The 16,511-nt window shown below is 65.3% G+C and carries 17 protein-coding genes; 5 read left to right on the top strand and 12 right to left on the bottom strand.

Annotated features, from left to right (window positions below; genetic code table 11):
- Positions 1–11 precede the first annotated feature (11 nt).
- From G566_RS0103050 to rpmG, 5 genes are all read right to left on the bottom strand, one after another.
- Complete coding sequence (locus G566_RS0103050; protein ID WP_051135907.1) at positions 12–1,160, bottom strand: GNAT family N-acetyltransferase; 1,149 nt, start codon at positions 1,158–1,160, stop codon at positions 12–14.
- Complete coding sequence (locus tag G566_RS0103045; protein WP_022679212.1) at positions 1,160–1,618, bottom strand: RidA family protein; 459 nt, start codon at positions 1,616–1,618, stop codon at positions 1,160–1,162. The genes G566_RS0103050 and G566_RS0103045 overlap by 1 nt, the downstream gene beginning before the upstream one ends.
- A gap of 2 nt (positions 1,619–1,620) precedes the next feature.
- Complete coding sequence (locus tag G566_RS0103040; RefSeq protein WP_022679211.1) at positions 1,621–2,232, bottom strand: hypothetical protein; 612 nt, start codon at positions 2,230–2,232, stop codon at positions 1,621–1,623.
- Positions 2,229–2,507, bottom strand: coding sequence for a DUF3572 domain-containing protein (locus G566_RS0103035; RefSeq protein WP_022679210.1), 279 nt, complete (start codon positions 2,505–2,507; stop codon positions 2,229–2,231). Before G566_RS0103035 ends, G566_RS0103040 begins: the two co-directional genes overlap by 4 nt.
- Before the next feature lie 129 nt (positions 2,508–2,636).
- A complete protein-coding gene (gene rpmG, locus G566_RS0103030) occupies positions 2,637–2,804 on the bottom strand; it encodes a 50S ribosomal protein L33 (RefSeq protein ID WP_017668361.1) in 168 nt (55 codons plus the stop codon).
- A 170-nt stretch (positions 2,805–2,974) separates the two neighbouring features.
- Between rpmG and ygfZ the strand changes: the two genes are divergently transcribed.
- Together ygfZ and G566_RS0103020 are read left to right on the top strand one after the other, a co-directional pair.
- A complete protein-coding gene (gene ygfZ, locus G566_RS13325; protein ID WP_084706735.1) occupies positions 2,975–3,757 on the top strand; it encodes a CAF17-like 4Fe-4S cluster assembly/insertion protein YgfZ in 783 nt (260 codons plus the stop codon).
- Positions 3,757–4,881, top strand: coding sequence for a mechanosensitive ion channel family protein (locus tag G566_RS0103020; RefSeq protein ID WP_022679208.1), 1,125 nt, complete (start codon positions 3,757–3,759; stop codon positions 4,879–4,881). The genes ygfZ and G566_RS0103020 overlap by 1 nt, the downstream gene beginning before the upstream one ends.
- A gap of 59 nt (positions 4,882–4,940) precedes the next feature.
- Here G566_RS0103020 and G566_RS0103015 read toward each other — a convergent pair whose 3' ends face one another.
- Positions 4,941–5,288, bottom strand: coding sequence for a hypothetical protein (locus G566_RS0103015; protein WP_022679207.1), 348 nt, complete (start codon positions 5,286–5,288; stop codon positions 4,941–4,943).
- A 192-nt stretch (positions 5,289–5,480) separates the two neighbouring features.
- On the opposite strand from G566_RS0103015, the gene G566_RS0103010 reads away from it, so the two are divergent.
- The 3 genes from G566_RS0103010 (at position 5,481) to G566_RS0103000 (ending at position 9,042) form a co-directional block, all read left to right on the top strand.
- Positions 5,481–5,945 (top strand): MaoC family dehydratase, encoded by a 465-nt coding sequence (locus G566_RS0103010; RefSeq protein WP_022679206.1) that lies wholly within the window; start codon positions 5,481–5,483, stop codon positions 5,943–5,945.
- Positions 5,946–5,978: 33 nt separating this feature from the next.
- The gene (locus G566_RS0103005) at positions 5,979–7,154 is read left to right on the top strand and encodes an acetyl-CoA C-acyltransferase (RefSeq protein ID WP_022679205.1); all 1,176 of its coding nucleotides are present in this window, start codon (positions 5,979–5,981) and stop codon (positions 7,152–7,154) included.
- Between the two features lie 118 nt (positions 7,155–7,272).
- Positions 7,273–9,042, top strand: a complete 1,770-nt coding sequence (locus G566_RS0103000; protein ID WP_022679204.1) for a DEAD/DEAH box helicase — start codon at positions 7,273–7,275, stop codon at positions 9,040–9,042.
- On the opposite strand, the gene G566_RS0102995 is transcribed toward G566_RS0103000, so the two are convergent.
- The 6 genes from G566_RS0102995 to G566_RS0102970 are packed head-to-tail and all read right to left on the bottom strand — an operon-like array spanning position 9,024 to position 16,476.
- Positions 9,024–9,584 (bottom strand): DUF4403 family protein, encoded by a 561-nt coding sequence (locus G566_RS0102995; RefSeq protein WP_029131179.1) that lies wholly within the window; start codon positions 9,582–9,584, stop codon positions 9,024–9,026. The two genes, G566_RS0103000 and G566_RS0102995, sit on opposite strands and share 19 nt — an antisense overlap.
- On the bottom strand, positions 9,509–10,330 hold the full coding sequence (locus G566_RS0102990) for a DUF4403 family protein (RefSeq protein WP_022679202.1): 822 nt from the start codon (positions 10,328–10,330) through the stop codon (positions 9,509–9,511). Before G566_RS0102990 ends, G566_RS0102995 begins: the two co-directional genes overlap by 76 nt.
- 5 nt (positions 10,331–10,335) lie before the next feature.
- Positions 10,336–11,325: a DUF2891 domain-containing protein gene (locus G566_RS0102985; protein WP_022679201.1), complete on the bottom strand. Its 990-nt coding sequence runs from the start codon at positions 11,323–11,325 to the stop codon at positions 10,336–10,338.
- A complete protein-coding gene (locus G566_RS0102980) occupies positions 11,322–12,263 on the bottom strand; it encodes a DUF979 domain-containing protein (protein WP_022679200.1) in 942 nt (313 codons plus the stop codon). The genes G566_RS0102985 and G566_RS0102980 overlap by 4 nt, the downstream gene beginning before the upstream one ends.
- Positions 12,260–12,922, bottom strand: coding sequence for a DUF969 domain-containing protein (locus G566_RS0102975; protein ID WP_022679199.1), 663 nt, complete (start codon positions 12,920–12,922; stop codon positions 12,260–12,262). Before G566_RS0102975 ends, G566_RS0102980 begins: the two co-directional genes overlap by 4 nt.
- Positions 12,919–16,476 (bottom strand): hydantoinase B/oxoprolinase family protein, encoded by a 3,558-nt coding sequence (locus tag G566_RS0102970; RefSeq protein ID WP_022679198.1) that lies wholly within the window; start codon positions 16,474–16,476, stop codon positions 12,919–12,921. Before G566_RS0102970 ends, G566_RS0102975 begins: the two co-directional genes overlap by 4 nt.
- Between the last annotated feature and the right edge of the window lie 35 nt (positions 16,477–16,511).

Raw genomic sequence — 16,511 nt, 5'->3', positions numbered from 1 at the left:
ACTAGCACGGTTCAGGCTTGCGGCTGCCTGAATGGGCCATGTTGATCCAGATATTCGATTTCCTCGATCACCGCCTGGGTTTCGCGGGCAAGATAATCGGCCACTGCCTGCCGGAATCCGGGGTTGGGGATGTAATGCGCGGAGATCACCGGGGTGGGGCGATAGCCGCGCGCCAGCTTGTGCTGCCCTTGCGCGCCGGCCTCAACCCGGGCGCGGCCATTGGCGATGGCCCATTCGATGGCCTGATAATAGCACAGCTCGAAATGCAGGAAGGGCACCTCTTCGGTGCAGCCCCAGTAGCGGCCGTAGAGGCACTCATCGCCGATGAAATTGAGTGCGCCTGCGACGGGTTTGCCACCCCGCAGCGCCAGCATCAGCAGCACGCGGCTGCCCATTGCCTCGCCGATGAGGCTGAAGAAACTGCGTTTCAGGTAGGGCTGGCCCCATTTGCGGGCGCCGGTGTCCTGATAGAAAGTCCAGAACGCATCCCAATGGCCTTCCGTGATGGCGTTGCCGGTGAGATGCACGATCTCAAGGCCGGCCAGCGCGCGCTCACGCTCCTTGCGGATCATCTTGCGCCGCGAGGAGGAGAGGGCACCGAGGAAATCCTGGAAGTCGCGATAGTTCTCGTTCTGCCAATGGAACTGCTCGCCGGTGCGGATCAGCCAGCCGGCATCGCGGAACATGATCTGCTGTTCGGGCGTGAGAAAGGTTGCATGCGCGCTGGAAAAATTGTTGCTCTCCGTCACCTGCTCGGCGGCGCGGATCAGGGCCAGGCCGGCGGCTTCATCACGCAGCAGCAGGCGCGGGCCTGTGGCCGGCGTGAAGGGAAAGGCGGCCTGCAGCTTGGGATAATAGCTGCCGCCTGCCCGTTCCCACGCATCGGCCCAGGCGTGATCGAAGACATATTCGCCCTGGCTGTGGGTTTTGAGATAGGCCGGCATGATGCCCGCCGGGCGGCCGTCCACGCCATCTGTCACCAGATGGACGGGCTGCCAGCCCGTGCGGCTGCAGGCACTGCCGGACTCTTCCAGCGCGCGGAAGAACTCCCCTTGCGCAAAGGGGTTCACCGGGCCGGCGCAGGCGTTCCAGTCGGCCAGCGAAATCTCGCTGGCCTTGCCCACCACACGCACCGGCACAGCTCCGCCGGACTCTGGCATCAGGCGATCTCGACGACCGCGTCCACTTCCACGGCCACGCCGCGCGGCAGCACGGCCACGCCCACGGCAGCGCGGGCATGGCGGCCGGCATCGCCAAATACTTCGACCATCAGATCGGATGCGCCATTGCCCACTTCCGGCTGGTCGGTGAAATCGGGATGGCTGGCGACGAACACGCCCAGCTTCACGACGCGCTTCACACGGCTCAGGTCGCCCAACGCCGTCTTCATCTGCGCGATCAGGCCCACGGCGCAGCGGCGCGCGGCGGCCTGGCCGTAAGCGACATCAACTGTATCGCCCAGCCGGCCCTTCATCAGGCTGCCATCCTCGGCAAACGGGATCTGGCCGCTGATGTGCATCAGGTTGCCGGCCGTCACCGTCGGCACATAATTGGCGGCGGGCGCAGCAGCGCTCGGCAGGGTGATGCCGAGTTCGGCGAGTTTCTGTTCTGGAGTCATGATCAACCTTTCAGGATGGTTTCAATGTGAGACAGCATCGCCGGCCAATCATCATGGCGGGCGTGAGCATCGGGCGATTGCGGGATCAGGTGGCGCACTTCCAGTTCGGCCACCATGTGCAAGCGGTGCACATGCGGCACATGCGCCTTCACCGATGTGTGGTTGGGCGGCAGATCGTCGATGAAGATGGCTTCGCTGGGCTGGAATTCGTCGAGCAGCTTCTGCATCGGCGCACCCTTGCCGCCCTGGTTGCCGATCACGCGATAGGGCATGCCCAGCCGCGCCAGCTCCAGCGTGCGGCGCTCGGCGTGATGATCGGCGATGTTGGTGAGCACCACCACGTCGCAATCCTTGGCGAGCTGCCCCAGCGAGACGGCGGCGCCAATGATCGGATGCTGGTTGTGCATCCAGTCCGCAAAGAAGCCATCCAGTAGCGGCGGGAATTCCTTGGGTTCCACCGCACTGCCATCGGGCCGCTTCACATTGCCGGTGAGGGCAAAGCTGTCCATGCTCAGCGTCAGGCCATGGACCTCGCGCAGATAATCGACGAACGGCGCGATGAAGTGCAGCAGCACGCCATCGCAATCGGAAACGATGAGCGGACGCGCTTTCACCAGTCACTCCCCAGCTTGCGCGCCGCCAGGGCCAGCGTTTCGGGCTTCACGCCGATGGCTTCGGCGGTGGCAACGAGATCATGTTCATTGGCCATCAGATAATCGAGCAGCGCCATCAGTGTGGCCGGCTTGCCGGCATTGGCACGCAAGGCTTCGGCATCCATGCCGGTGAGCGCCAGGAAGCGCGGCCCCATATCCTCATCACCGGCAACATGGGCGAGCGCCTGCAGCGCCAGAACGGCCGGATCAGCGGAGGAGGGTTTATCGCGCAGCACGAATGCTGCCTAACGGTTGGCGAGAGGGCTGCCAAGCGGGGATGGCCCAGATGCAGTGTCGCGGCCAAACGCAAAAAGGGCCGGCGTTGCCGCCAGCCCTTTTCGTGCCATCAGACAGCGCAACCGCGCTTACTTGATCTTGGCTTCCTTGAATTCGACGTGCTTGCGGGCCACCGGGTCATACTTGCGGAACAAGAGCTTTTCGGTCTTGGTGCGCGGGTTCTTCTTGGTGACATAATAATAGCCAGTGTCGGCAGTGGACACGAGCTTGATCTTGATGGTGGTCGGCTTGGCCATGGTTCCGGTTCCGAATAGCAGGTGACGCGCTTCAGGCCATGGCCCGCCGCGACGAAGGCGGCTCCAATGCGAGAAATGGGTCACAGAGTCAAGCGTTGCAGCACGGCTTTCGCGCGGGCAGCCGGGTCGCGGCATTGGCAGGACGGCGTGGATTGCCTATCTCCATGGTCATGACCCCCATTTCCCTTAATAATCGCGCCGTGCTGGCGCTGGACGGCCCCGATGCCGTGGCCTTTTTGCAGGGGCTGATCACCCATGATGTTGCGCTTGTGGCGCCGGGCCGCGCGGTCTTTGCCGGGCTGCTCAGCCCGCAGGGCAAGGCGCTGTTCGATTTCCATCTCCATGCCGGCGATGGCGGTGCGATCCTGATCGATGTCGCAGCCGAAAAGGCCGATGCGCTGCTCAAGCGGCTGGGGATGTACAAGCTGCGCAAGGCGGTGACGCTGGCGCGGCGCGACGATCTGGTGGTGCTGGCGAGTTGGCCGGGCGGCATGCCAGCGGATGCACGCAACGCTGTTCTGGGCGCACGCTGGGTCGGCCCCGCGGACGGTGCACCGGCCGGCGCGGACGCCTATGATGCGCATCGCCACCTGGTGGGCGTGCCCGACAGCGCGGATATTGGCACGGACGAATTGCTCTGGCTGGAAACCGGCGCTGATCTGCTGGACGGCGTGTCGTTCACCAAGGGCTGCTATGTTGGCCAGGAAAACACCGCGCGCATGCACCACCGCGACAAGGTGCGCCGCCGGCTCGTGCCGGTGACGTTGGACGGTGAGCCCGGCGATGCCATCGATGTGAAGGACGACGCCGGCCGCGCCTGCGGCAAGCTCCGGAGCCGGCGCGGCGATCATGCCATCGTGCATCTGCGGCTTGAGGAAGCCGACAAGCCGCTGTTCCTTGGCGATGCCAAGGTAGCGGTGCGGCGGCCAGCCTGGTTGGAGAGCGCCTGGTGATGGCGGACCCGTTGGGCCGCGCTGCCGTCCGCGCCGAACGCGCGTTCGGCGAAAGCTGGGCCTGGATCACGCAGGACAGCGGCGAGGCCTTGTTCGGCGCGGCAATTGCCGGTGCCATCCTGGTCGCTCTGTGGTTGCTGAAATGGGGCGCGCTGCGTCTGCTGCCACGTGAATTTGCCGGTGCCCCCAGCTTGTTGCGCGCTCTGGTGGCGCGCACGCTCTCGCTGTTCCTGATCGCGGCCGCGCTGGACGGTGCCACCCATGCCGTGGCTCTCCCCGGGCCGTTGATGCGGCTGGTGGATAATCTGTTCACCATCGCACTTGCGGTGCAGGGTGCCCTGTGGATCCGGGAGTTGGTGCTGGGCCTGGTGCATCGCCGCGCCGGCCATGGCGGCGAGGATGCCGTCGCGCTCGGCAACGCCATGGGCATCATCACCGTGCTGGTCAATGTCGTGGTCTGGTTGCTGGCGGCGATCCTGATTCTCGATAACCTGGGCGTGAATGTCACCGCGCTGGTGGCTGGTCTGGGCGTCGGCGGCATCGCCATCGGCTTGGCCGCCCAAGGGATTTTTTCCGATCTGTTTGCCGCGCTCGCCATCCTGTTCGACCGGCCATTCCGGGTGGGTGACACGATCAGTTACGGCACCTCGACCGGCACCGTGGAGCATATCGGGCTGAAGACCACCCGCATCCGATCCTTGTCGGGCGAACAACTGGTGATGGCCAACACCAAGCTGCTGGAGCAGCAGGTGGCCAATTTGCGCCGCATTGAAGAACGGCGCGTGGTGCTGAATTTCGGCATTGTCTACCAGACCCCGCCCGATCTGCTGGAGGCGCTGCCCGGCCATCTGCAGGCGATTGTGGAAGCGCAGGCCGATTGTCGCTTCGATCGCGCCGCCTTCACGGGGTTCGGTCCGTCCAGCCTGGATTTCGAGCTGATCTTCTTCGTGACCGTTCCCGAACTGGAGGCCATGACCGCGGCGCGGCAGGCGGTGGGTTTTGCCATCGTGCGCCGCTTTGCTGAACTGGGCGTGGAGTTCGCCTATCCCACCCAAACGACCTTCACAGCCGCGCCCGATGGCCGGCTGATTGATCCAACCCAGATCGCCGAACGCCCGCGCTGATCGCTGTTGTGCGGCTTCCAGCCAACGCGCACGGCCTTAACATGAACAAGAAATTTCAGTTAACTTAAATTATACTTTCGTAGAGGTAAAAAATACGTTACATTTTTAGCGTTCAGACTTTGTTTGAATTGTTCGCGGCTGGGCAGCCGCATGGTCGAGGGGAGCACTACAATGACCAACATCCTGAAATTGGCTGCGATCGCGTCGATGGCCGTGGCCAGGCCGCCGGTCCAACTGAAGCCGGGCGCCGCTGGCGCGTCGAAGCTGACCACTAACTGCTGCCCGGGCAGCGGGACGGGGTCGGGCGCGCCGGCAAGGCTGGTGACCGTCACGGCACCGGCATCGGTGCTGGCGAGCAGGGCAAGGGCGGCCAGGGCACGGGCGGCGGCGGGGTTGTTGCTGGTCATGGCGGGCGATCCTTTGTGATCGGCGTGCCTGGGGCGGCACTGCGGATGCCCAATTCCAGTAACGATGGATTATGGTTAATCACAACTAATCATGAAGTTAACAGCGTCGTGTTTACACGATTCTGCTGGGTTGACGTGAACGTGAAGCGGGGCCTAGGCTGGCTGCAAATCAGATCATGGGGAGTGACGTGCATGGCCGGAAAATCACTGACGTTGGATGAGTTTCGCGCGCTGGCCGGAACCGAGGTTGGCGTGTCGGACTGGATCGAAGTCCCGCAGGAAAAGATCAACGCCTTTGCTGAAGTGACGGGTGATCACCAGTTCATCCATGTGAACCCGGAACTCGCGGCGCAGACGCCATTCGGCACCACCATCGCGCACGGCTATCTCACGCTCAGCCTGCTCAGTGTCATGGCGTATCAGGCAATGCCCGGCATCAAGGGCACGCGCATGGGGGTCAACTATGGCCTCAACAAGGTGCGCTTCATGGCGCCAGTGAAATCGGGCCGCAAGATCCGCGGCCGCTTCACCATCGCCGATGTGTCGCAGCGCCCGGATGGTGCCTGGCAGACCACAACCAATGTCTCGGTCGAGATCGAAGGCGAAACCAAGCCCGCGCTCGCCGCCGAATGGATCACTTTGCAATATGTGGGCTGAAGCCCGCTGAACTGACACAGGAAGGAATATCTCATGCGTGAAGCCGTTATCGTTTCCACCGCCCGCACGCCGATCGGCAAGGCGTTCCGCGGCGCGTTCAACGCCACCCCGTCGCCAACGCTCGCCGGCCATGCCATCGCCCACGCTGTGAAGCGCGCCGGCATCGAAGGCGCCGAAGTGGACGACGTCGTGATGGGCTGTGCCCTGCAACAGGGCGTGCAGGGCGGCAACATTGCCCGCCTGGCACTGCTGCGCGCTGGCCTGCCGGTCACCGTGTCGGGCCAATCGATTGATCGGCAATGTTCGTCGGGCGTGATGTCGATCGCGACCGCTGCCAAGCAGATCATGGTTGATGGCATGCAGATCTGCATCGGCGCCGGTGTCGACAGCATTTCGATGGTGCAGAACGACAAGATGCGCGTGGGTATGGACCCGAGCCTGGTCGCCATGCACCCCAACATCCACATGCCGATGCTGCAGACCGCCGAAGTGGTGGCCAAGCGGTACAACGTCAGCCGCGATCGCCAGGATGAATATGGCTATCAAAGCCAGGTGCGTACCGCCGCAGCGCAAGCCGCCGGCAAGTTCGACGACGAAATCGTGCCGATGACCTCGACGATGGCGATGGTCAACAAGGAGACCAAAGAGGTCACCACCCACGAGATCACGCTGTCCAAGGATGAAGGCAATCGCCCGGAAACCACGCTGGAAAGCCTGAAGGGCCTGAAGCCGGTGATCGAAGGCGGCTGCATCACCGCCGGCAACGCCAGCCAGCTTTCCGATGGCGCGTCTGCCAGCGTTCTGATGGAAGCCAAGGAAGCCGCCCGCCGTGGCCTCACCCCGCTGGGTGCCTATCGCGGCATGGCCGTCGCCGGCCTTGAACCGGACGAGATGGGCATCGGCCCCATCTATGCCATTCCCAAGCTGCTGAAGGCCAACGGCCTGACCATGAATGACATCGGCTTGTGGGAACTGAACGAAGCCTTTGCCGTGCAGGTGCTGCACTGCGCCGACGTTCTGGGCATCGATCCTGATCTGCTCAACGTCAACGGCGGTTCGATCTCGATCGGCCACCCCTATGGCATGACCGGCGCGCGTTGCACCGGCCACGCCCTGATCGAAGGCAAGCGCCGCGGCGCCAAATATGTGGTCGTCACCATGTGCGTGGGCGGCGGCATGGGTGCGGCCGGACTGTTCGAAGTCTACTGAGTTGTTATGTGTCCCCGCTGCTCGCGGCGGGGACACGACATGCTCGGCATGAGCAGGTCTTGCAGTTTTCGTGCGAAGCTGATTCGCCTTTCGCGGCCAATTGCGCCATAGGCGGCCCATGACAATTGAAACGCTCCCCGCGCCGCTGGCCCAGGCCATCGCGCAGCGCGGCTATGAAGAACTCACCCCCGTCCAATCCGCCGTGATCGCCGAAGAGGCGCGCGGCCGGGATTTGCTGGTTTCCGCGCAGACCGGTTCGGGCAAGACCGTCGCCTTTGGCCTCGCCATGGCCGAGAATCTGCTCGGCGCTACCGATGCGCTGCCAGCGCCGGCCCGTCCGCTCGCGCTGGTGATTGCACCGACGCGCGAACTGGCGTTGCAGGTGGCCAAGGAACTGGCATGGCTTTATGCACCGGCGCGCGGGCGCATCGCCACGTGCGTGGGCGGCATGAACCAGCAGGTGGAACGGCGCTCGCTTTCGGCTGGCACGCACATCGTGGTCGGCACCCCGGGCCGCCTGCGCGATCACCTCGAACGCGGCGGGCTGTTGCTGGATAATTGCAAGGTCGTCGTGCTTGATGAAGCCGATGAAATGCTCGATATGGGCTTCCGCGAGGATCTGGAAGAAATCCTGGATGCCGCGCCGCCCGAACGCCGCACCCTGATGTTTTCGGCGACCATGCCCAAGGGCATTGCCGAACTCGCGCGCGATTATCAGAAAGACGCGCTGCGCCTTGCCACCGCTGGCCGCGCCAGCGCCCACACCGATATCGCTTATCAATGCGTCGCCACTGCGCCGGCCGATATCGAAGCCGCCGTGGTCAATCTGCTGCGTTTCCACGAACCGCCGACCGCATTGTTGTTCTGTGCCACGCGCGACAATGTTCGCCGGCTGCACGCCAGCCTGACGGAACGCGGTTTTGCCGCCGTCGCGCTGTCGGGCGAGCACAGCCAATCCGAGCGCAACCAGGCGCTGCAGGCGCTGCGGGACCGCCGCGCGCGGCTGTGCGTGGCCACCGATGTGGCCGCGCGCGGCATCGATCTGCCCGGGCTTAGCCTCGTGATTCACGTTGAAGTGCCGCGCGACGCCGAAACCCTGCAGCACCGCTCCGGCCGCACCGGCCGTGCCGGCGCCAAGGGCACCGCCGTGCTGATCGTACCCTATCCCGCCCGCCGCCGCGTTGAGCGTATGCTGCAAGGGGCCGGGGTGAAAGCCGAATGGACCCCGGTACCCACGCTGGAAGCCATTGCCGTGCAGGATCGTACCCGCCTGCTGGAAAGCATTGGCGAAGGCATTGGCGCACTGGACGATGAGGACAAGCGCCTGGGCGAGGAACTCCTCACCCGCCACGGTGTCGACGAGATTGCCTCCGCCCTGGTGCGCATGCATCGCGCCCGCCTGCCACAGGCCGAGGAGCTGGTCGACGCCGGCCCCGCACCGCGCGCCGAACGCCGCGACAGCCGGCAAGGCAATGATGCCGGCCGCAGCAACGACCGAGGCGGCGATCGCGGCGGCGAAGGTGTGTGGTTCCGCCTCGATGTCGGCCGCCGCGATAATGCCGATCCGCGCTGGATCATTCCACTGCTTTGCCGGCGCGGTGGTGTCACCAAGCCCGATATCGGTGCCATCCGCATCTTCCCCGGCGAAACGATGGTGGAAATCGCGCCCGACATGGCAGAACGCTTTGTGGTGGCCCTGAAGCGCCATGCAACCCGCAAGGGCAACAGCGCCGAAGACCAGATTGATATCTGCCCGGCCGGCGGCCCGCCCCAAGAACGCTCTGCGCAGCGGCCGCCGCCGCAGCGCACCTTGTCCGCCCGTCCGCCTGGTGGCCCCAATTCTGGGCCACGTCCGCCGCAAAAGCCGCCTTATCGCGGCCGCGGCTGAAGCATCGGGGCATAATCCAGTCGGGCACTGCCGGTGGCGGTGACCGGCAGGTAAATGCCCTGGCCCAGCACCACCGCCTTGCCGTGGTGTACCTCGTCCAGACGCATGGCGAGGCGGAATTCGCCGATCTTCACTTCGGCCAGCGCCCGATCGATCTTGCGCAGCAGCTTGGTGTAATCGCGGGTGAAATCTTGGGTCAGCGCTTCTTCCAGCGCAGTCTTCACCTCGGCGGATTGCGCCACCGCCACCAGCAGCGGCAACTGCACATCGTCGCCAGGTTGGGCGGCCAGCGCCAGATCACGCACCAGCATCCGCTCGCTGTCCGGCTGTGTTTCCGGCCGCGCTGTCAGCCACAGTCGTCCGCGCGTGTCCAGCAACTGGCGCGGCCCCCGCGCCCTGATCTGCAGCCCCAGCGCCAGCTTGCCGCCTTCCGTGGCATATAGGGTGGACGGGCCAAAGCGCACCTTCACCCGGCCCCATTCCGGCACCAGCACACCGTGCGCCGCCACCTTGGCCAGCGCCTTGTCGATCGGGCGTTGCAATGTGACCGGATCGGCCAGCACGGCACTGTGCAGCAGCAGGCCCGGCGGGCCACCCGTCTTGCCGATGGCCTGCAACGGCGTGGCCACAGGCGCGGCAGTTCGGCCTCCATCTTGGCCAGTATCGGCGCGAGCTTCTCGTCGGCCTTCTCGGTCAGCCTGATCTGCTGGCCCAAAATCGAAACGGTCGGTTCCTGTCGCCAGTCATACCGCAGCTGGATACGCGCCGTCAGCCTGCCATCGCGCGTCAGTTCCGGCACCAGATCGGCCGTGATCAGGGCTTTGGCTTCTGTCCCTTTGCCCATGCTCAGGCCACCGATGTCGCGCGCTTCCAACGTGGCGGCCACTGGCATTGCAAGGTGCAATTTGTCGTCTCGGCTGGAAAGACGGATCGGGCCGCGTGTCACATCGCCGACGATGCGGCACTTCACATCCGGTGTAAGTTTCAACTTGGCTCCGAACATGCGCACCCGGCTGGCCTTCAGACACACGCTGCCGGGCTTATCCACCTGCCAAAGCTGCTGCGGCACCGCGTCGTTCACCGCGGCTTCCAGCAGCGCCAGCGGCACCCGCACCGGCAAGGCAATGCTGGATGGCGGGGGCGGCGGCAAAGGGCTGGGCGCGGCCCGGGGCGGGGCGTTGGCGATGGCGGCGGTTTGGGTTTCGCGCAGCAATTGCCAGCTCAGCCCGCCCACGGCCGCGAGGGCCAGGGTCCCACCAAGCAGCCAATGACGCGTGCGGCGGCGCATCGCCTTCAGGCCTCCAGCGCCAGCAGGGCAAAGCTGGCAAGCCAATGCTCCCCGGCATAGTCGCCGGCAATGTGAGGCAGGGCCGCGGCAATATGGGCATCTGCCGCCGCGCGCAGCACCGGTGCGGTGGAATCGCGCGGGCCGAGTTTGGCGGCCAGCGAGCGGAACGCCCATGCGCGGGAGAGGTTGAGGCCATCGAGATGCGCGATCTTGCCGTCGCTGCGATCAGTGACTGTGGCGGGGGTGAACAGGCTGGCAGGGGTTTGCAGCTTCGCCTTGGGCAAGAAGGCGCGGAACCAGCGCCGGAACTCGGGGGCCGGCAACAGGGTCGCCATGGCCAGCGCTTCCATCAGCGTGGGTGACAGAAAGGCATCGCCATCGGGTTCCCAAGCCTGAGCGCTGCGGTCGGAACTGTACCAGGCGCGGGCCTTGTCGGCCATCAGGGCGAAGAGTTGGGGATCATGATCGGCGGTCCAGTGGGCGCTGAGCACGAGGGCGAAGGCCGTGTTGCCGTGCGCGCCGGTGCGGATGGGATAGGTGAAGCTGCCCAGCATTGCGCGCCAATGCGCAGCGAAATCATGCGCGAATGGTTCAAGGATTGGCGCCAAGGGATTGCCAGCGCTTGCCATTTCGGCGTGGAGCTTGAGCAGCCAAGCCCAGCCATAGGGCCGCTCGAACCCGCGCGACAACGGTCGGGCGAGATAGGCGCGTTCCACCGCGACCTTGTCTGGCGTGAAGGTTTCGGCGGCCAGCGCGCGGGTTGCATCGGCGCGGGCGTGATCGGGAAACAGGTGGGCCAACCGCAGCAGCAGCCACCAGCCGTGCACGCAACTGTGCCAATCGAAACTGCCAAAGAACATCGGGTGCAGATCACGCGGCGTGCGGGCATCGCCATCGCCGGCCAGCACATGATCCAGCTTGTGCGGATACTCGCGGGCGACATGGCCCAGCGCGATGCCGGCCATGCGGGCAGCGAGGGCGGCGTCGAGCGTCATCGGAAGGCAAATCCCCAGATCATCGAAGTGTTGAACAGCCAGAGTAGCACGGCCGTGGGCCATTGTGCGCGGATCACGGCGTAGCGGTCGGGCAGGTTCAGTAGCGCGGCCGGCACGATGTTGAAATTGGCCGCCATTGGCGACAGCAAGGTGCCACAGAAGCCGGCCAGCATGCCAACGGCACCCACCACCACCGGATCACCGCCCAATCCCAACACCAGCACCGGCAGGCCGATGCCGCCCATCATCACCGGGAAGGCGGCAAAGGCGTTGCCCATCATGATGGTGAAGATGGCCATGCCAGCGGTGAAGGCCAGCACGGCAGCAAGGCGGCTGCCTTCGGGGATTGCCATCGGGGCCAAAGCGCCGACGATCTCGCCGACGCCGGCCACCGTGAACAGCGCACCCAGGCTGGCCAGCAGCTGCGGCAGGATCATCGCCCAGCCCACGCCTTCGGCCAGGCGACGACCTTCCTGCATCGGTGCGACCAAGGGCGGGCGCAGCCACAGCATCAGGACGGAAGTGGCGATGAGGGCGCCGAGACCGAGGCTGATGAGCGTGACCTGCTTGGGATCGACAAGCCCGGGCAATAACGGGAAGATGAAGGTGCCGGCCAGCGCGACGCCGGGCATGATCAGGGCTGGCAGGAACAGTCGGTTGCCGTGCCGGGCGACGCTGGCGAGGCGTTCCGCAATGGTTGTCGTGGCAGCCTGGCCCTTGCCGGGTGCTCCCAGCAGCACCAGCGCCACAAGTAGCAACAATAACAATCCGTTGCCTGTATCTCCTAAAGCGTCACCTGCCAGAAACTCCATGGCAAGCAGACCCCAGAAGCTGGCGCCGAGCAGGCGTTTGGTGTGCTGCCGATCGAGCAGGGTCGCGACCGCCCAACTGCCGAACACCAGCCCGGCAAACGTATAAAGCGCGGGAAGGCCGATCATGGCTTCATTCGCAGCAGCCGGCCGCCATGCACCGCAAAGGCCGCCAGCGCGGTGGGGATGGCCCACACCGAAAGCTGCAGCGGCTGCACGATGATGCCGGCGCTTTCGAGGAAGCCCTTGATCAGCAGGATGGACGCGATGGCGAGGAAGATATCTTCGCCGAAGAAGATGCCGACATTGTCGGTCGCGGCGGCCATGGCCTTGACCTTGTTGCGGCCATCCTCGCTAATCGTCGGGTTGTCGCGTGTCGCGGCGGCTTCAGTCATTGGCGCGAGCAGCGGCCGCACCGTCTGGGCATGGCCGGCGATCTGGGTGAGTCCAAGCGCCGCGGTGATCTGGCGAAAACCAAGATAGATCAGTAGGATGCTACAGGTTGTTGCGGCCCTTGTTCGGGCGATAAGCGCGGCGGCCTGTTCCTGCAAGCCTGCCCGCTCCATGAGGCCGATGACTGGCAAGGTGATCCAGGGTACCGAGACATAACGGTTCTGGTGAAAGGCCTTGCCCAACGCCGCCACCACTTCGGGCACCGAAAGCCCGGCGCCCAGGCCTGACCCGAAGGCAGCAGCGACCACCACGGCCAGCGGATTGGCACGCAAGGCAAAACCGATCACAACGATGCCGATGCCGATCAGGGGCCATAGGCTTGGCAGGGTGCTCACACGCCGTAACCGCCGCCGCCGGGGGTTTCGATCACGATCATGTCGCCAGGGGCCAGTTCGGCGCGGTCGCAGGCGGCCAGTGTTTCGACGCGGCCGTCGCTGCGTTCGACGCGGGCGCTGCCGGGCAAGGCGTCGCTGCCGCCGGCAAGACCGAAGGGCCGGGTGCGACGGCGGCCGGAGAGCAGTGAGGCGGTCATGGCTTGGCGGAAGCGGACGCGGCGGATCACGCCGTCGCCGCCGGGCCAATGACCTTTGCCTCCAGAACAATGTCTTGTGCCGAATTCCTCAACCAATACCGGAAAGCGGGATTCGAGCACTTCCGGATCGGTGAGGCGGCTGTTGGTCATGTGCGTTTGGACTGCGCTGGCTCCTGCGAAGCTGTTCCCTGCACCTGCACCGCCGCAAATGGTTTCGTAATATTGGTGGGCAGCATTGCCGAACGTGAAGTTGTTCATCGTGCCTTCGGACGCCGCCAGCACGCCCAGCGCGCCGAACAGGGCATCGGTGATGATCTGGCTGGTTTCCACGTTGCCGGCGACAACGGCGGCGGGTGCCTGGGGGCGCAGCATGGAGCCTTCGGGCACGATCAGCTTGAGCGGCCGCATGCAGCCATCATTCATCGGCAGATCATTGCCAGCCAAGCATCTGAAAACATAGAGGACAGCCGCCTGCGCCACCGAAAAGGGGGCGTTGAAATTGTCGGGCAGTTGCGGAGACGTACCGGTGAAATCGATGGTGGCGCTGCGGCTGGCGGGATCGATGCGGACGGTGACCTTGATATATGCGCCGTTGTCCATCTCCACTGATCGCTCACCATCGGTAAGACGGGAAATTGCGTCGCGAACAGCCTCTTCAGCATTATCCTGTACATGGCACATGAAGGCAGCGACGACCGGTTCGCCTTCTGACTGGCACAGCGCCACCAGCGCCTGCGCGCCGCGGGTGCAGGCGGCGGTCTGTGCCTTCAGGTCGCCGATGCATCGGGCCGGGTCACGCGCCGGCCAGGGGCCTGAGCCAAGCAGAGCGAGCATTTCAGCTTCCAGGAAGTTTCCCTGATCAATCAAAAGGATATTGTCGATCAGCACGCCCTCTTGCGTGATGCTCCGGCTGTCGGGTGGCATGGAACCGGGTGTGATACCGCCGATATCGGCCTGGTGGCCACGCGCTGCCACCCAGAATGACGGAGCACTGCCATCGACGAAAACCGGTGTAACAACAGTGACATCGGGTAGATGGGTGCCGCCAGCGAAGGGGTTGTTGAGCACGAATGTGTCGCCGGCGTGGATACCGCGGGCAGAGCCGGCCCATTTGTCCATCACCGTGCGCACGCTGTCACCCATGGAGCCCAGGTGGACCGGCATGTGCGGTGCGTTGGCGATTAGATGGCCTTCAGCGTCGAACAGCGCGCAGGAAAAATCCAGCCTTTCCTTGATGTTGACTGACCAGGCGGTGGTCTTCAGCACTTCGCCCATCTCTTCCGCGATGGCCATGAAACGGTTGGCGAAAAGTTCGAGGCGTATGGGATCGGGGGCGGCTTCCGAGACGGGAGCGGTTGCTTTGGCGGCTGGGGCGAGGCGGGTCAGCACCAGGTTGGCCGCGGCGTCGACGTCGCCCTGCCAGCCGGGTTCCACCAATGTCGTGCCGGCGCTGTCGATGATCACGGCCGGGCCGGCAATGCGCCAGCCGGTGGGCAGGGCAGCGCGGTTGTAGAAGGTGCACCGCTGCCGCCGGTGTCCCAGATAGATATCGTGGGTGGCGATATGTGCCGGGCCGCTGCCGGCCGCTGGCGGCGCGCTGCCGGCGGCTGGCAGCGCCGGTGTTTCGCCCACAGCCTCGGCCAGCAACGCGTCTACCACCAGATCGGCGCCGGCAATCGCGAAGCCGAACCGCCGGGCCTGCTCTTCCGAAAATCCCCTTGCCAGCACCTCGGGCGGCGCCAGCGGCAGGTCCACACCGCTATCTGACCCGGCATAGCGGATGCGGGCCTTCACCTGCACATCCGCCACCGCCTCGCCTTGCGCGATCAGGGCGGCGCGGGCCTGTTCGGCCAATTCGGTCGCCGCCTGGGCAAGATCAGTGTCCGGCCCGAGTGGCCAATTCAGCGTGCGCTGCCGCACCACACGCACTTCCGCCAGGCCAATGCCGAAAGCGGAAAGCAGGCCGGCCAGCGGGTGGATGAGGATGCGCCGCATGCCCAGTTGATCGGCGATGGCGCAGCAATGTTGCCCGCCGGCCCCGCCAAAGCTGGTGAGCGTATATTGTGCTGCATCGTGCCCGCGGGCGATCGAGATGCGGCGGATGGCCTGGGCCATGGTTTCAGTGGCGATGGAACGGGCGCCGGCGGCCACCTGTTCGGGTGGCTGGCCCAGCGCGGCGCCAAGCCGGGCAAAGCCATCGCGCACGGCGTCTACGTCGAGCGGCTGCTTTCCGCCGGGGCCAAACAGCGCCGGGAATAGCGCTGGCTGCACAATGCCCAGCATGACATTGGCATCGGTGACGGTAAGCGGCCCGCCGCGGCGATAGGCGGCTGGGCCGGGCACGGCGCCGGCGCTTTCGGGGCCCACCTTCAGGCGGCCGCCAACATGGCTGATGATCGAACCGCCACCGGCCGCCACCGTGTCGATCTTCAGCATCGGCACCCGCATCGGCACGCCGGCAATGATCACTTCTTCGGCGCGTTCATATTGCCCGTCGAACAGCGAGATATCGGTGGAGGTGCCGCCCATGTCGAAGCCGATAAGTCGCTCTTCCCCCGCGCTGCGCCCGGCCGCCGCCATGCCGACAATGCCGCCGGCCGGGCCGGAGAGAATGGCATCGCGGCCATGAAAATGCCCGGCGCGGGCAAGGCCACCGTTGCTCTGCATGAAGGCCAGGTTCACCCCCGGCAGGCCGGCCGCGACCGTGTTCACATAGTCGCGCAGCGGCGGCGACAGATAGGCATCAACCACGGCGGTGTTGGCGCGCGGCACCAGCCGGATCACGGCGCCCACTTCGTGACTGGTGGTCACCTGCGTAAAGCCGATTTCCCGCGCCATCGCGGCTACGCGCGCTTCATGCGCCGGATGGGCGTGGCCGTGCACACAGGCGATGGCAAGGCTGCGATAGCCAGCGTCAAACGCGCCCTGGAGCGCGGCACGGGTCGAATTCTCGTTGAGCGGACGCAGGATTTCACCCTCGGCCGTCACCCGCTCGTCAATCTCCACCACCGTTTCATACAGCGGCGCGGGTTTCCTGATCTCCAGCGCAAAGATATCCGGCCGGGCCTGGTGGCCGATCAGCAGGGCATCGCGGTGGCCGCTCGTGATGGCAAGGCATGTGGGCTGGCCGCGCCGTTCGAGCAGCGCGTTGGTGGCGACCGTCGTGCCCATCCGCACGGCCTGAATTGGGGCCTGATCATCCCCCCGCAACCGCGCGATACCGGCCAGCGCGGCATCCGCATATTGCTCCGGCGCGTGACTGAGCAGCTTGGCCGTCTCCAGCCCGCCATTGGGGCGCAAGGCCACGATATCCGTGAACGTGCCGCCGCGATCGATCCAGAATTGCCACCCGGCCATGACTGTGTGGTGAAGGTGGGCGGCGCGCCGGTCAA

The organism is Sandarakinorhabdus limnophila DSM 17366 (genome assembly GCF_000420765.1).
Lineage (GTDB): Bacteria > Pseudomonadota > Alphaproteobacteria > Sphingomonadales > Sphingomonadaceae > Sandarakinorhabdus > Sandarakinorhabdus limnophila.
This window is presented reverse-complemented; position numbering and strand designations above follow the sequence as displayed.

Bases quoted from the DNA above. Each gene is read 5' to 3' on its own strand.
- G566_RS0103050 (WP_051135907.1), bottom strand. From the start codon at position 1,160: ATGCCAGAGTCCGGCGGAGCTGTGCCGGTGCGTGTGGTGGGCAAGGCC.
- G566_RS0103045 (WP_022679212.1), bottom strand. From the start codon at position 1,618: ATGACTCCAGAACAGAAACTCGCCGAACTCGGCATCACCCTGCCGAGC.
- rpmG (WP_017668361.1), bottom strand. From the start codon at position 2,804: ATGGCCAAGCCGACCACCATCAAGATCAAGCTCGTGTCCACTGCCGAC.
- ygfZ (WP_084706735.1), top strand. From the start codon at position 2,975: ATGACCCCCATTTCCCTTAATAATCGCGCCGTGCTGGCGCTGGACGGC.
- G566_RS0103020 (WP_022679208.1), top strand. From the start codon at position 3,757: ATGGCGGACCCGTTGGGCCGCGCTGCCGTCCGCGCCGAACGCGCGTTC.
- G566_RS0103015 (WP_022679207.1), bottom strand. From the start codon at position 5,288: ATGACCAGCAACAACCCCGCCGCCGCCCGTGCCCTGGCCGCCCTTGCC.
- G566_RS0103010 (WP_022679206.1), top strand. From the start codon at position 5,481: ATGGCCGGAAAATCACTGACGTTGGATGAGTTTCGCGCGCTGGCCGGA.
- G566_RS0103005 (WP_022679205.1), top strand. From the start codon at position 5,979: ATGCGTGAAGCCGTTATCGTTTCCACCGCCCGCACGCCGATCGGCAAG.
- G566_RS0103000 (WP_022679204.1), top strand. From the start codon at position 7,273: ATGACAATTGAAACGCTCCCCGCGCCGCTGGCCCAGGCCATCGCGCAG.
- G566_RS0102990 (WP_022679202.1), bottom strand. From the start codon at position 10,330: ATGCGCCGCCGCACGCGTCATTGGCTGCTTGGTGGGACCCTGGCCCTC.
- G566_RS0102985 (WP_022679201.1), bottom strand. From the start codon at position 11,325: ATGACGCTCGACGCCGCCCTCGCTGCCCGCATGGCCGGCATCGCGCTG.
- G566_RS0102980 (WP_022679200.1), bottom strand. From the start codon at position 12,263: ATGATCGGCCTTCCCGCGCTTTATACGTTTGCCGGGCTGGTGTTCGGC.
- G566_RS0102970 (WP_022679198.1), bottom strand. From the start codon at position 16,476: ATGGCCGGGTGGCAATTCTGGATCGATCGCGGCGGCACGTTCACGGAT.